Source organism: Saprospiraceae bacterium, from assembly GCA_016715965.1.
In the GTDB taxonomy this organism is placed as follows: Bacteria; Bacteroidota; Bacteroidia; order Chitinophagales; family Saprospiraceae; genus Vicinibacter.
Map to the genome: position 1 here is coordinate 158,647 of JADJXG010000001.1, position 14,235 is coordinate 172,881.

Annotated in this window: 12 protein-coding genes; 7 read left to right on the forward strand and 5 right to left on the reverse strand. The window is 40.4% G+C overall.

Features of this window, described 5'->3' with window-relative positions; translation table 11 throughout:
* Window positions 1–98: 98 nt before the first annotated feature.
* Window positions 99–2,567, reverse strand: a complete 2,469-nt coding sequence (locus tag IPM48_00560; protein MBK9270062.1) for a PIG-L family deacetylase — start codon at window positions 2,565–2,567, stop codon at window positions 99–101.
* Between the two features lie 99 nt (window positions 2,568–2,666).
* Here IPM48_00560 and IPM48_00565 point away from each other — a divergent pair, with 99 nt between their 5' ends.
* The gene (locus IPM48_00565) at window positions 2,667–3,746 is read left to right on the forward strand and encodes a bifunctional 3-deoxy-7-phosphoheptulonate synthase/chorismate mutase type II (GenBank protein MBK9270063.1); all 1,080 of its coding nucleotides are present in this window, start codon (window positions 2,667–2,669) and stop codon (window positions 3,744–3,746) included.
* A 21-nt stretch (window positions 3,747–3,767) separates the two neighbouring features.
* Here IPM48_00565 and trxB read toward each other — a convergent pair whose 3' ends face one another.
* Window positions 3,768–4,700: a thioredoxin-disulfide reductase gene (gene trxB / locus IPM48_00570; protein MBK9270064.1), complete on the reverse strand. Its 933-nt coding sequence runs from the start codon at window positions 4,698–4,700 to the stop codon at window positions 3,768–3,770.
* 24 nt (window positions 4,701–4,724) lie between these two features.
* Window positions 4,725–5,225: a shikimate kinase gene (locus IPM48_00575; protein ID MBK9270065.1), complete on the reverse strand. Its 501-nt coding sequence runs from the start codon at window positions 5,223–5,225 to the stop codon at window positions 4,725–4,727.
* Between the two features lie 50 nt (window positions 5,226–5,275).
* Here IPM48_00575 and IPM48_00580 point away from each other — a divergent pair, with 50 nt between their 5' ends.
* The 4 genes from IPM48_00580 (at window position 5,276) to IPM48_00595 (ending at window position 7,792) form a co-directional block, all read left to right on the forward strand.
* Window positions 5,276–5,749, forward strand: a complete 474-nt coding sequence (locus IPM48_00580) for a DUF1573 domain-containing protein (GenBank protein ID MBK9270066.1) — start codon at window positions 5,276–5,278, stop codon at window positions 5,747–5,749.
* Window positions 5,750–5,810: 61 nt separating this feature from the next.
* The gene (gene yajC, locus IPM48_00585) at window positions 5,811–6,101 is read left to right on the forward strand and encodes a preprotein translocase subunit YajC (GenBank protein ID MBK9270067.1); all 291 of its coding nucleotides are present in this window, start codon (window positions 5,811–5,813) and stop codon (window positions 6,099–6,101) included.
* Window positions 6,102–6,170: 69 nt separating this feature from the next.
* Window positions 6,171–6,626: an energy transducer TonB gene (locus IPM48_00590; protein ID MBK9270068.1), complete on the forward strand. Its 456-nt coding sequence runs from the start codon at window positions 6,171–6,173 to the stop codon at window positions 6,624–6,626.
* Between the two features lie 2 nt (window positions 6,627–6,628).
* Complete coding sequence (locus IPM48_00595; GenBank protein MBK9270069.1) at window positions 6,629–7,792, forward strand: T9SS type A sorting domain-containing protein; 1,164 nt, start codon at window positions 6,629–6,631, stop codon at window positions 7,790–7,792.
* 991 nt (window positions 7,793–8,783) lie between these two features.
* Here IPM48_00595 and IPM48_00600 read toward each other — a convergent pair.
* Entirely contained in the window at window positions 8,784–11,870 is a 3,087-nt protein-coding gene (locus tag IPM48_00600) for a histidine kinase (protein ID MBK9270070.1), read from the reverse strand.
* Window positions 11,871–11,995: 125 nt separating this feature from the next.
* On the opposite strand from IPM48_00600, the gene IPM48_00605 reads away from it, so the two are divergent.
* A complete protein-coding gene (locus tag IPM48_00605) occupies window positions 11,996–12,289 on the forward strand; it encodes a hypothetical protein (GenBank protein MBK9270071.1) in 294 nt (97 codons plus the stop codon).
* 102 nt (window positions 12,290–12,391) lie between these two features.
* Here the strand turns inward: IPM48_00605 and IPM48_00610 are convergent, their stop codons facing one another.
* Window positions 12,392–13,402, reverse strand: a complete 1,011-nt coding sequence (locus IPM48_00610) for a DUF1028 domain-containing protein (GenBank protein MBK9270072.1) — start codon at window positions 13,400–13,402, stop codon at window positions 12,392–12,394.
* 146 nt (window positions 13,403–13,548) lie between these two features.
* Between IPM48_00610 and IPM48_00615 the strand changes: the two genes are divergently transcribed.
* Window positions 13,549–14,220, forward strand: coding sequence for a ribulose-phosphate 3-epimerase (locus IPM48_00615; protein ID MBK9270073.1), 672 nt, complete (start codon window positions 13,549–13,551; stop codon window positions 14,218–14,220).
* The last annotated feature ends 15 nt before the right edge of the window (window positions 14,221–14,235 follow it).

A 14,235-nucleotide genomic window follows, 5' to 3' on the forward strand; every position in this document is an offset into this window, starting at 1 on the left:
AAAACGATGCGTAATTAAAAACAAAATGGCGATAATTAATGTCAGGCTCGTTAATAACAAAGCAAGACTCTTCCATTTATCCATTGATGGCCTCATGCTCAGAATGACAATAGATTTGCCCACAATCGAAATGCTCCCGGGACCCCTGCTGGTAATTGTCTAAACCAAGCGATGGAACTGTAAATTAAATACCCCTTGCCCTGTTTTTTGACAAGAAGGCCTGAGTGGAGGGCTTTTTCGCCCGGATCTGTAAAGGAAAGCAATTCATCAAAACCAGAATACAAATCCGGGAAATAAAGTCCCCTTTCTTGTACCCAATGCTCAAAATCATGCGTTGTAATTTTATTGGGTGTGGTAAAAACAGGATGCTCAGGAATCAGAATCTCAACAGGAGAATTTTCATCAGTGACTCTTGCCCTGGAAATTCTAAATGAATCTCCGAGAAAGTCCTTGCTCACCAATTGTTGGGAGGTATTGTATTGAAAAATAACTTTTCCACCTTCATTTGCAAAACGCTCAATACCCGGCTTTGCTTTTTTTAAGTCTCCCTGTGTATTGAAAGCCCGAATTCCAAATACCAGCACATCGTAGTCGGATTTTCCAATGGTTTCAATGGCAGAGGCCGGAAGGATCGTGCATGTAAAACCCATGTCCCTTATTGCTTCATCGGTAAAGTCTCCGGCACCGTCTATGTAAGCGACTCTCTTTTGTTTAATTTTCAAATCAATAACGGTCAGATTTACCAATGCAGGTAGCAAAACATTCTGCCATGAAATGTGCGGGTATTCAATTTTATGATGGGTAAATAATTTCTGTTGATCACTTCGGATGGCCAGTTCCAATTTTCGCGCATTAAAGTCCTTTGTGTATAGAAGAAACTTTACTTTAAGTTTGTCTGATTTTTTTTCAAGTTGGAAATCGATCGATTCCGGCGTCACAGTGATACCTGCTGGCACTTCTAAACTTAATTTGCCCTTCTGATGATCGATGTTGGATGAAATTTCAAACTCAAGCTCACATCCCTTGTCGGAAGAGAGCAGGTACATTTGTTTCAGCTGTTTGACTGTGATTGCAGGTAATACATCCAATCCCTGTATCACTTCCCCCAAGACAGGATCGTCTTTTTTAAAGACAACATCTCTGGTGTACACATAATTCTTACCATGAATCTCAAACTGAAATGCACATTTCAAGGACTTGGCAGCTTCAGATGCATTGACCTGTTGGATGTCATCTACTTCATAATGACCCAAGCCTCTGCCGTGCAACAACCAGAAAGGAGAAGTAAATGGCAGGGAAGGAATGCTCAGCTGTGCAGACCAAAATACCGGTTTGTTCAATTCAACAAATGTGTTGTAATTGGTATCGTGGAGAGATGGTAAAAATTGTATTTTTTTTAGAAGTACCCCTTTCTGGAGTCTGCTGATAAACTCTGCATTCAATTTTTTATGTTCGCCATGGCCAATCGTTTGCTCATCGGCATAAGCTTCGGCGTAGATGCCGGCGCATTGAAAAATAAGCTGACGAACTTCTTTCAGTTTGATTTCCTTCCAATGTCCCAGATTTAATTCTTCAATAAATGATTCTGTTTTTTGCAACAATGGAATGCTTAATTCCGGATGATCCACATCGTAATTTTTGATCAGCTCGTCGATGATTTTCTCCACGTTTCCTCCTCCGTTGAATCTCGACCAACTCAGGTTCAGACCATCAAAGGGAGAAATTTCGTTGGCCCCCTTGGGAGCATCCAATCTTTCAAAATATTCCATTTGACTGCCTCGCTGGCTGTTAATTCCAAAACCCTGTGATTTGTGCATGCTTCTGCTGCGAGCGGAAACCTCCCCATTGGACAATCCTAGAGCAGGATAATATGCGCCAATGTCCAAACTGTACAAATGCGATTTGTCGGCTTCTTCAAATTTCTCGCGGGTTCCCCAAAAAAACCAGGAGGTATTAAAAAGCAATCTTGAAACCCTTACGGGTTCAAGATTTTTGAGTTCATTCACTTTATACAAACTGTTTCTGGCCTGATCGAAGGCCTCTTTGGCAAGGATGGCAGAAGCAGTGTGGTGACCGTGGGTTTTGCCGCTGGTGCGATGATCAAATCTATTGATGATGACATCCGGTTGGATGGTGCGTATGAGTCTCACCAAATCCAATAATATGGTATCCTTCTCCCAGATAGAAAAAGTTTCTTCAGCAGTTTTGGAGTATCCAAAATCGTTGGCTCTGGTAAAATACTGTTGCCCGCCGTCAATTTTGCGGGCCTCCAGCAATTCCTGGGTTCTGATCACACCGAGTAATTCATCCAATTCAGGACCAATTAAGTTTTGACCTCCATCTCCCCGAGTCAAGGATACATAGGAAGTGCGGAGTTTGAGTTCATTGGACAGATAGCTGATCAGTCTGGTGTTTTCATCATCGGGGTGTGCTGCGACGTAGAGAACGGAACCCACCACTTTTAATTTTTTAAGATCCTCCAGAATTTGGGCAGAGTTGGAGGTTTGAGAACCGAGTTGAGACTGTATAAAAATTAAAGCGAAAAAGAATAAGTAAAATCTGTTCATAGACTAAATGCAATAAAACGCGAAGATCCTATTTTGTGGTATAATTAGGTCTAAACAAAGACGGTCTTTTTACATTATTACTCACAAAATCAGTCCTACTTGGATTTACAAAAGGCCATAGAACCTAAAAATCACAGGCAGGTGCTCATTTTGGGGCCCTGCAGCGCTGAATCTCCTGAACAACTGAATGCTCTGGCAAAATCGATCAGGGAGTTTAAACCTGATCTCATCAGAGCAGGGATCTGGAAGCCAAGGACCAGACCGGGACAGTTTCAGGGAAAAGGCGAAATGGCTTTGCACTGGTTACAGGATTTGAAGCAGGAATTTGGGTATAAGGTCTGTACCGAAGTCGCCAATCCCAAACATGTAGAACTCTGCTTAAAGGCAGGTATCGATGTATTGTGGATCGGTGCAAGAACCAGCGTCAACCCTTTTTATGTAGAGGAGATTGCAGAAACCTTAAGGGGAGTCGACATCCCAGTTATGGTCAAGAACCCAATCAATCCTGATTTGGCCCTGTGGCAAGGCGCTATAGAGCGGTTTTACGCGGTAGGAATCCGGCGACTTGCTGCCATTCATAGGGGGTTTTCTTTTTATGGAAATTCGATTTACCGCAATGTTCCTCGCTGGCAAATCCCCATCGAATTGAAGAGAAAATTGCCCGATTTGCAGCTCATTGCAGACATCAGTCATATCAGCGGGCATCCCGAAAATCACCTTGAAATTGCCCAAATTGCGACTGATTTGCACTACGACGGCCTTATGGTAGAAGTACACCCTGACCCAAAAAATGCCCTGAGCGATGCCGATCAGCAGGTTACGGCAGAGTTTTTGAAAAAGGAGATTTTAGACAAACTGATCTACCGCAAGCATAAAACAGAAAATCAGAAATTCAATCAGAGCATCGAAACCATCCGATCCAAAATTGACGGACTGGATCAGCAACTGATCAATCTATTGTCAGACAGAATGCAGCTTGCCAGACAGATCGGCATCGAAAAAGAGAAAGAAGGAATTTCCATTTACCAACCCGATCGCTGGAATCAGATTGTGCACCAATTGCTGGAGACTGCCAAAGAAAATCAGCTGAGCGAAGAGTTTATCTTTTCCTTGATAGAAGCCATTCACATCGAATCCATCCACCATCAAAGCGAGATGATGAACAGGAGACATCAATAAAATTTGAAAAATTAAATTTCTTTATATAACCCCTTTATCCGTTAAATACCTTTCAGCATCCAGGGCCGCCATACAACCTGAACCAGCGGCCGTCACAGCCTGCCTGTAAATCCTGTCCTGCACATCGCCAGATGCAAAAACTCCGGCTATATTGGTTCTGGATGTGCCCGGGATGGTCTTGATATATCCCTGATCATCCATGTCCAACCAATTGACAAATGGATCAGAATTGGGTTTGTGACCAATGGCGATAAAAAAAGCGCTTACAGGTATCTCATTGATTTCCTGTGTCTTGTTGTTGATAATTTTCATCCCCGTGACTTCTTCATCCCCCAGAATTTCAAGGGTTTCTGTATTCCAATGGATCTGAATGGCCGGATTGTTGGCTACCCTCTCCTGCATAATTTTGGAAGCCCTCATTTGATCCCGTCTCACCAATAAATGTACTTTCGGACATAGTTTGGCCAAATAACTGGCTTCCTCTGCGGCCGTATCTCCGCCGCCCACGACTGCCACTTCCTTGCCTCTGAAAAAGAATCCATCGCAAACCGCGCAGGCGGACACTCCCTTATTCATGAGTCTTTGTTCAGATGGAAGTCCAAGCCACTTGGCACTTGCACCGGTGGAAATGATAACCGTATGGCTTAGAAGGACTTCACCGGACTCAGTCCACAATTTGTGAACCGGACCTGTAAAATCCACTTGCGTAATTCTCTCATAACGAATATCCGTCTGAAACCTTTCCGCCTGGGCTTTAAAATCTTCCATCATTTGAGGCCCGTGGATGCCCTTGGGATAACCTGGATAGTTTTCCACTTCAGTGGTTATCATCAACTGGCCTCCCGGCTCAGATCCTGTGAATAATATGGGCTTCATATTTGCTCTGGCTGCATAGATAGCGGCCGTATATCCTGCCGGACCAGAACCGACGATGATGGTATGATGAATGTTCATTTTTAATCTGTATATTTATAAGCTCTACATTAAGAAATGATATTCAAAAAGGTTTAAAAGCTTGGACTGATCTATAGCCTCCAAGACAATATCCGCGCGATTGTAAATGGGATGTCTTTGAAGGTACAATTCAGTGATTTGGGAAATTGAAGGAAGCTCATTCTGGAAAAGAGGTCGGGATCCATGCTTAAGAAAATTAACTAAATTCTCGGGGGCTTGAAACAAATAAACCGAATGTCCTCTTTTTTTCATCCAATGCAGATTGTCAAACCAACAAGGCAAGCCACCTCCTGTAGCAACAACAGAAGGATTTTCTTCCATCAGGGCCAGTAAATACTTCCTTTCAAGCGCTCTGAACTGGATTTCGCCGGATTCCTGCCAGATTGCAGAAATTGATTTACACTGAGCTTGTTCGATTCTAGCATCGGTATCAATCATGGGCAGTTGATACTTTTTAGACAGGGCCAGCGCAAGACTGGATTTTCCAGAGCCAGGCATTCCTATTAAAAAAATGTGCTTTTTCAACGGCATATTAAACAAAGCGAGGTTTATTGGATTTTGTTTTAATTTGAACCATGAAAGAAGTATTTACCATTTTTTGCCTGGCCTTGCTAATGGGCAATTGCAAACCAAAAAGTCAGGATCAAATTAAGGAAGATGACAAAAGCTATTTGGACCCCTACCTGGACGCCATCCGCATTTCAGCCAGCGCAGAGCAACCGGAAGACAGCACACATGGTGCAAAAATTCATTTTAAAGAAACGGAGTTTAATTTTGGGGACCTCAAAGAAGGCGATACCGTAAGAATCAGTTTTCCATTTGTAAACAAAGGAAATGCAAGATTACTGGTCAATAGAGTCAGCACGAGCTGCGGCTGTACACGACCCGAATGGCCTAAAGGATTTATCCAGCCAGGAGATTCCGGAGTAATTACAGCCTTATTTGTGTCAAATGAAAAATCAGGATTGCAAGAAAAGATCATTTCAGTATTTACCAACAGCAATCCCCCGCAAACAGATCTAAAAATCAAAGGAAATGTATTAAAATAGGCCTCTCAATCCTCAGGCTGAATGTTATCTTTGCGAATTAAATCATAAAAACACAATCAATATGGACGGTTTATTGGGCCAATTGCTTCCTTTTCTCTTGATATTTGTGATCATGTATTTTTTCTTTTTGCGACCTCAGATCAAAAAGCAGAAAGAGCAGAACAACTTTCTGGGAAATATTGCAAAAGGAGATCAGGTGGCCACAGGGTCAGGAATGATTGGCAGAATTACAAAAATCGATGATCAGGTGGTAGAATTGCAACTGGATTCCAAATCTTTTGTAAAGGTCCTAAAATCGGCCATTTCAAAAGAAGCAACAGAGTCTTTGAAAGGCAAAAATTATCTGGACTGACAGGATTTGGGATTTTTATTCCATGGGTAAGCGGGTACAACTGTCCTGATATTTGTTTTACTTTATAACATGACCCATCGTCCGAAGAAAAAAAAAGATTTTCTTCCTCAACCAAAATACGAAGGAGGACCCAAAGCCATGGGCTTGTTTATAGACTCCCATTTGGTCTATCCCAAATCGGCCATCGAACATAAAATATCCGGTATTGTCAAGGTTAAAATCGAGATTGACTACCATGGCAATGTCATCAATGCCAGGGCGATGAACCATCTTGGTCATGGCTGTGATGAAGAAGCAGAGAGGGTATCTTCTCTATTAAAATTTGATGTGCCCAAACTTCGTCAAGGTAAGGTCCGGTACTTTAAAACCATCCATATACGCTTTGGTCTGAAACAAACCGCTGTGACCAAACAGACTTTTAAATATCAATTGATACCCGACACCCATGAAACAGAAGTAAAAGGAAATACGAATTATCAATATAAAATTACACTTACAAACACCCATAAACCCAATAATGATTGAAGATGTTAAATCCTGCAGTTTTATCAACGATTGTTTTTTTCTATTCAACCGGAATATTGAGCGCTCAACAAAGGATTGATAAGACATTATACTCAGAATCTGAAAAACGTGAATACATCGTTGCTCTGCCCTCTGATCAAGCTCCTATCGGAGGATTTCCTGTTGTTTTTATGTTTCATGGCACGGGGGGAGATGGAGAAAAATTCTACCAGATTTCAGGATGGAAAGAAAATGCCCTGGCCAATGATTTTATTGCAGTGTTTCCAAGTGCTTTGAGGTATTGCCTTATTGAAGATGGACAACAAAACAGGACCACCAAATGGAATTGCAAAGACCTTTCCGAGAATTTATGCTCCGGTCAACAAATGAAAGATGATGTACTTTTCTTTGAGCAGATGTTGGATTCGCTTAAATCTGAGTTTGAAATTAATCCTTGTAAAATTTATGTAAGCGGTTTTTCCAATGGTTCTTGCTTTGGCTCAAAACTTAGTGTAAAACTTGGGCATAAAATTGCTGCCTATGGGGGTGTTGGCGGATTCATGGGCATTGATGATACTTTGCAAAATGTGGTTTCCGCACCTTTGTGGCTGATGGTAGGAACGAAAGACAATCGCTTTACAGAAGGTTTTGGAATTAAAGAATTTCCATTTAATGATAGTATTTTGATTTATTTTAATGGAGCCGTCCAGAGATATCTCTACTCTCTTCAATTAAAACACGAATACACCAAAGAAGAATTACCCAATGCACTGACGTATCGATTTAATACATCCATCCATCCAAATAAAAATGCGGAGTTTAAATTTACGCTTATTAAAAATTTAACGCATCAATATCCAAATGGCAATAATTTTCCTGTCAATATCAGTCAAATTTTTTGGGACTATTTTAAGGATCTTTGCCAACTTGTGGACGCTGAAGAAATCGCTGAAAAACGTAGCTATTTTCAGATCTATCCCAATCCGAGCCTTTCGGGTGATCTGATCATCGAATCAGAAACAACAGCAATGCTGGATTTGTATCATTTAAGTGGTGAAAATCTGATTTCAGGACAATGGATACAAAGTGGACTCAACAAAATAAAATTGAATCTATCGCCTGGATTTTATTTTTTGAAAATTTATTCCGGGAAGCATTCCCATATTGAAAAACTGATGGTCAATTAAAAGTACCTTTTGGACATCCATGAATGTTAAATGTCCAGGTATTTTTTACATTTTATTTATTGCTTAATGGACAAAAGTAGGACAAGAAAAATAATGTTTAAAAAGACTTAATTTGGTTGGATAAATAATGCTTTTACAATACACCTGTCCAAAATAAATTTAAATTTGAAATGTGACCATTGATTTACAAGTGAATACTAATTTTGAACCGTTATTATAAAATTGAACCCTCATAACAGTTATTGCAATTTAAAAAATATCTTTTGTTTATCAAACTTCATGTATGTTACTTTCTTTTGGCCGTCAAAAGAAAGTAACCAAAGAAAACTCGCGGCTGGACTCCTCGCTCACCCAACTGCAGCTCTTTCGCTATGTGACTGACTGGTGTTCCCCATACGGGGAACATTGGAGTGACACAAAGTCACTCCAAAAGGAGGGAACCGTCCCTCAAAGGGCGGCTTGGAGTGCGCCGCCTCGATGGGCTGTTCTTTTGTTTAGCTTCCCACAAGCGCTAACGCGTTCTTTCGCTTCTCGTGCTGTCGCACTCGACCACTCCTAAAGTCGTGGATCGCTCAATCACTGCGGAGCCCTAAGCCGCATTGAAATGCATAAAAACCATCATTATTCCTGATATTTAAATCTAAATAATGAGTAATATTACGAGCCTTTTCGTCAGCGGCCCAAGAAGGACAGATTTTGGAAATAGCGCCTTATATTGTCGCTCCTTTAACTGAAACTAATATGATGTACCCATCAAACAAACTATCATAATGAAATCATATTATGGAGCGGCAATATACAGCGCCCAAAATCTGTCCCAACAGTGAACTTTGCAAAATGAACCCAATTAAGCCAAATAGAACCAAGGAAGATGCCGCCTTAGAAAAGGCTGCGTTTTTGTCCACTTTTTGAGCGACAAAAAGTGGGAATGTTGATTTGTAAAAATTATTTTGGACATATGTGCTTTTACAATATTATTAAAATACAAGCACTATGAAGCTGAATACGGAATCCGAATTATCACCTTGGTCCCTAAGCTCATATTATCCTCATCCAATAAATCAATAATTTCTTGAGAACCGGTGATGGTTTCGCCATTGTTAATGTACCGCAAACGCTCTTCAGTGAGCTTCATCCCCAAAGATTTTCGGGTTGAATTCATTTGCTGCTTTTGTTGTGCAGAAGCTTGTCGACCGATTCCATTGTCTGTAATTTCTATAATCAGATAAGGCTCGGAAAGGTACAGGTCAATGTGTAATTTTGCATCAGCTTCTTTAGGCAAGAGTCCATGCCATATTGCATTTTCCACATAAGGCTGGAGGAGCAAAGGTGGAATTTCAATAAACTCGCAAGGAACATCAGGGCTAACTGAAACCTGATACACAAATTTATGGTCAAATCGCAATTGCTCCAATTCAATGTAGAGTTTCAAAGATTCGAGTTCACTTTCAAGAGAGACCAACTGGTGTGCCGAATTATCCAAAATAATTCTGATCAACCTTGCGAACTTAGTCAGATACAGCGAAGACTTTTTTAAATCACTTTTAATAATGTACCGATTGATCGAATTCAGACAATTAAAAATAAAATGTGGATTCATCTGAGCGCGCAATGCAGCCATTTTGGATTCTTCAACTTGCTTGTTAAATTCTGCTTTCAGACTTTCTGTGCGACGAACCTGAAATATACGCCATTGGTAAATTCCAAAAATTAATCCTGTCAGAAAAAATAGAACCGAAATTTTAAACCAATTGTGTTGATAAAATGGAGCTTCCACCAAAATATCCAATTTGATTGGATCGCTCCAAACACCACCCACATTGGCTACTTTCACATGGAAGCTATACCTTCCTGCCGGCACATTGGCAAAATGAGCAAATCTCTGATTGATGATGTAATGCCATTCTTTGTCTCTATTGACCAACTGATATGCAAATTGGTGGTAGTCCTGATTGGCATAATCCAGACATCCGAACTCTATGGAAAAATATTCCACTCCCGACCTGATGACAAGCAATCCGGGGAGGCTATCTGACAATGAAACTGAACCCGCATTTGTGCTCATCTCATCCAGATAGACCGTTGGTTTGGTGAGTTGATGGTCAAAAAGTTCGTAGTTCACTTTACAATATTGACCAGGCGCAGACATATAAAAACTTCCCTGTCCTGCATTCGAATAACGAACCAGCAAATTGTATCGGTCAATTCCTACATTTTGCTTGAACTGCATGAATCTATTCTTCTCAATATCGTATTTTAAAATTCCCTTGTAAGTAGAGAGCCACAGGTTGTTTCTCTGATCCAATGCCATTCTGGAAATGATGGGGGTGGTCAAACCTTCATTCACACCAATCACTCGAATCTCAGGTGGTCCGTCCTTCTTCATTGAAATTTTAACCAATCCGATATTGTTGACCGCCAACCACAAATTAGAATTTGCATCTGACGAAACACCAACGATCTTCGCTTCCTTTGCGGTTAAAATATGATCAATTGGAATGTAATTCAAACGATGATCCGATTCAGTGAAGTAGGCCAACTTGGTATCACTGCTCACCCACCTGCGGTGATCGGGTGATATACATGCGTTGGAAATTCGCATGGGTTTGTTTTGAGAATCTGTGTGGATTAACGTCAGCTCATTGAGTTTTTCACTCCGGGTATTCCACTGAAAAAGTGTGCCATTTTCGGTCAACACAAAAATGGAAAGTGAGGAATCCTGAATAAATGATTTAAAAGTGTTGGATGTTTCCGGGCGATGATCGCTGTAAAAATTCTTAATCCTTCTAAGTTTTCTCCTTTCCGGCAAAAACTGGTACAGATAATCCCGTGTCAACAACCAATATTTTCCGTCTGCATCCAATACCAAATCTTTAAGTAAAACTTTGTGATCGATGGACTGATTTGTTTCTACAGAGAGTGCATACAATTCATTGGTGTTCGTATTTAACACATTGAGACCATTGCCCATAAAGGTGGCGAAATAAATTTCATTCCTTTGTGGGTTTTCCAGTATTTTAAAAATATTAAACAGCTCACCATGCTGACTGGACTTGATGGGTAATCGCTTAAATTGAAAAAGACGATTAAAGGGACTGTATTTATAAAATCCGATTTCATCACTAAGGATGATTTCGCCATTTCGACCCAATAATATTTTAGTGATGAAACAAGCCTTTGAATCAAGATTCAGAAGAGGATCCAAAGAATATTTTCCTGTCAGTTTATTAAACACAAGTAAACCCCGATCACCGGACGCCACCCAAAACTCATCTTCGCTTTTAATTTGGAGGTCAAAAGATAAATTAAAATGTCCTTGTTGGATGGAATCAATGAGGTAGTCTCTGGACTTTCCGGATTTTGGATCAAACCAACTGATGGCATTTTCTTCAAAAGAAAGCCACATGGTGGAATCGGAATCATAAATTAATTTATTACAAGACTTGTGTCTTTTATGTTGGAACACGTGCAACAGAGAAAGGTCCTGTTCATTCCATTTGTACAAACCATTTTTGGTGCAAAGCCAATAATTTCCATTCCCAAGATCATGTACAAATTGGACCATATTCAGCTCAGGCCGAATGGGAATATTTCCATTGTCTGTACCTGAGGTAAGGTGCACCTGTAAAAATTCATTTGTTTGCGGGTGATAAATCTTTAATCCCAAATTATACCCACTATACCAGATGCGTCCTTTCTTGTCCTTGTGCAAAATTTTAAATTCATCGTCTATGGCTTTTGATATTTGTGTCTTTTCATTGGAAAAGTGGGAAAACTTTTGGGTCAAAGGATGAAATGTGCTAATGCCACCTTCATGGTACGCAATCCAGATAATCCCATCCTGATCGACATAGAGGTTTTGGCCATAATCATGAAGCAATGAGGTAGAGTCGGACTTGTTGTGTCTGAATACTTTGAATTTGTAGCCATCAAAACGATTTAGACCATCTCTTGTTCCCACCCACAAGAATCCGGAAGAATCAAATGAAATATGGCTGACCCAATTGTTGGATAATCCTTTTAGTTCATTGTACAGTTCAAAAGTTTCAGAAGATTGAGCTCTTATTGAACCTATCAATAAATATATCAAAGCCAGGCAAGTTGCTAAGCTTCTTGAATGTGTTTGTCTTTGAATATTAAATTTAGAAATGCTTGATTTAGAATGCAAAATTTTAGAATGAAGAGGTAAAAGTAGGAAAAATTGTGAATTGGTTTGATGGATATGCAGACTTAGAATTTGAGTTCATTTATGATTGCTTACTGATTCATGAAAATTCTCTCCTTATTTTATTCTTACTTTCTTTTTCCGCAAAAGAAAGTAAGCAAAGAAAACTCGTCACAAAAAAAGGCGATCACGCCGTTGGCGTGACCAGGTTCTCCGAGCGGGCGTCCCCAAGAGTACTTGGAGACTTGATTTCCCGCTCTACTAACCTTTCGCTGGTTTTTTGTGACAATCCCAAATATGAGAAATATTTAGTTGCCGAATATATTTCCTAATTGGATTAAAAGAATCTTACTTTAATTCATGCAACACCTACTGAATGTCTCGTGATGGTCATTCATTTGAAAAATTAGAATTCAGTCTACTGTTGAAATTTTTTACTCAGCAATAACCAACTTCCTACTGCTCCATTGGTCCATTCCCTTGATCAAGATAACATAGGTTCCTGGTTTTATAACATCTGGCAATACGAATATATTCTGTTTAGAATCGCTGTTTTGCAAAACAAATGCTTGCCCTGTCTGATCAAAAAGGGTCATTTCTTGAACAATTGCATCCACGGTTGATTCGACGATGATCTGTCTTCCCTGAATCCACAATTTAAAATTAAACCCAGTATTTTCTCCTTTTGGATCAGCATTGGATTGAATGGTTTTCCAGGCTTCATATCTGGTGTCCAAAGAATCTATTGGATCCAAACCTCTTCTCACTGAACCCACACTGATGTCCAGAAAAAATTCTCCCGGCAAGTCTGTTGGCCTAGCCACACGAATAAAAGAAGATCTCGATGAAAGTCCCTCATTGAGACAGCGGCTGTCTGCTCCAGGGATTTTAGCCGCCCTCATGGCTTCCATCAAGCGGTCTGCCAAACTACCTGAGGATCTTAAAAATCTCGCTTCCATAGAATCAATGACATAATTGCCAATCAAAATATTTCCCTGTATGCTGTAATACCTTCCGGCAACATGCTTTTTTGAATTGAGGCAGTTGGCACCGGTGTATCCTGCAGCAGTAGGATCTGACTGAGGACCTAAAACTGCAGCACCATATTGCCGGATGGAAGGATTCCCTTCAGCATCATTGATGACCAACCAATTGAGCAACTCCTGAGCGTTTAATCCTTCTTCCAATTTGACCGAACCGTTGCCCTGGTTGACCGGATGCCAATAAGACTGGGTATGCAGGGCACCTACTCCCGGCAACAAATGACTTATAATCAATGCCTGATATCCTTCTCTGTCCAAGGATAGACAGGTGGCACCTGCTCCTCCTACTTCTCCGGTCATCGTATCGACAGCTACTATAGAAAAAGTGTGTTGGGCCGGTAATTTATTCTGATATGCTTGAAATAAAATAGAAATGATCAGAAAACAGAATCCAATTTTCATTTTTTGAAATTTAAACAAAGATATTCTTTTGATTCGTAATTGCACAACTAAATTTTCGCGATCTTATAACAATAAAAATTTAACCAATGCAATTTGCCAACATACTACTGTTGAAAAACCATACCTTTGCATGACAATCCAATTCAATGTCCTCAGCTCTTATTTCACCTTCCTTACTTTCCTGTGATTTTTTAAAGATCGGCAAAGAAGTCGAAATGCTCAATGAATCAGAAGCAGACTGGTTGCATCTGGATGTGATGGACGGTTCATTTGTTCCCAATATTTCATTTGGGCTTCCAGTTATTTCTGCCGTCAAAAAAATAAGCAGACTGCCCCTGGATGTCCATTTGATGATTGTGAATCCAGAAAAATACCTCAGTGATTTTAGAAATGCGGGTGCCGACCACATCACGGTGCATTATGAAGCTTGTACGCATTTACACCGCACCCTGCATCAAATCAAAGAAACGGGCGCAAAGGCTGGCGTTGCCCTCAATCCTCATACTCCGGTCGAAGTTTTGTTTGATGTTTTGGAAGAGGTGGATCTGGTCATTATGATGTCGGTCAATCCCGGTTTTGGCGGACAAAAATTTATCTACCGAAGTTTGGATAAGATCAAAAGGCTACGAAAAGAAATCATAGAAAGAAATCTAAATACACTCATCGAAGTGGATGGCGGCGTGGGTTTGCAAAATGCTGAAGTCATCCTCTCTGCGGGAGCACAGGTTTTGGTAGCCGGAAATGCGGTGTTCAATACAGCTGATCCAAGCAAAACCATCCAACAGTTTAAAATGATCTCAGCAGGCAATTTTGTTTGATTTCAATCGTTTGCA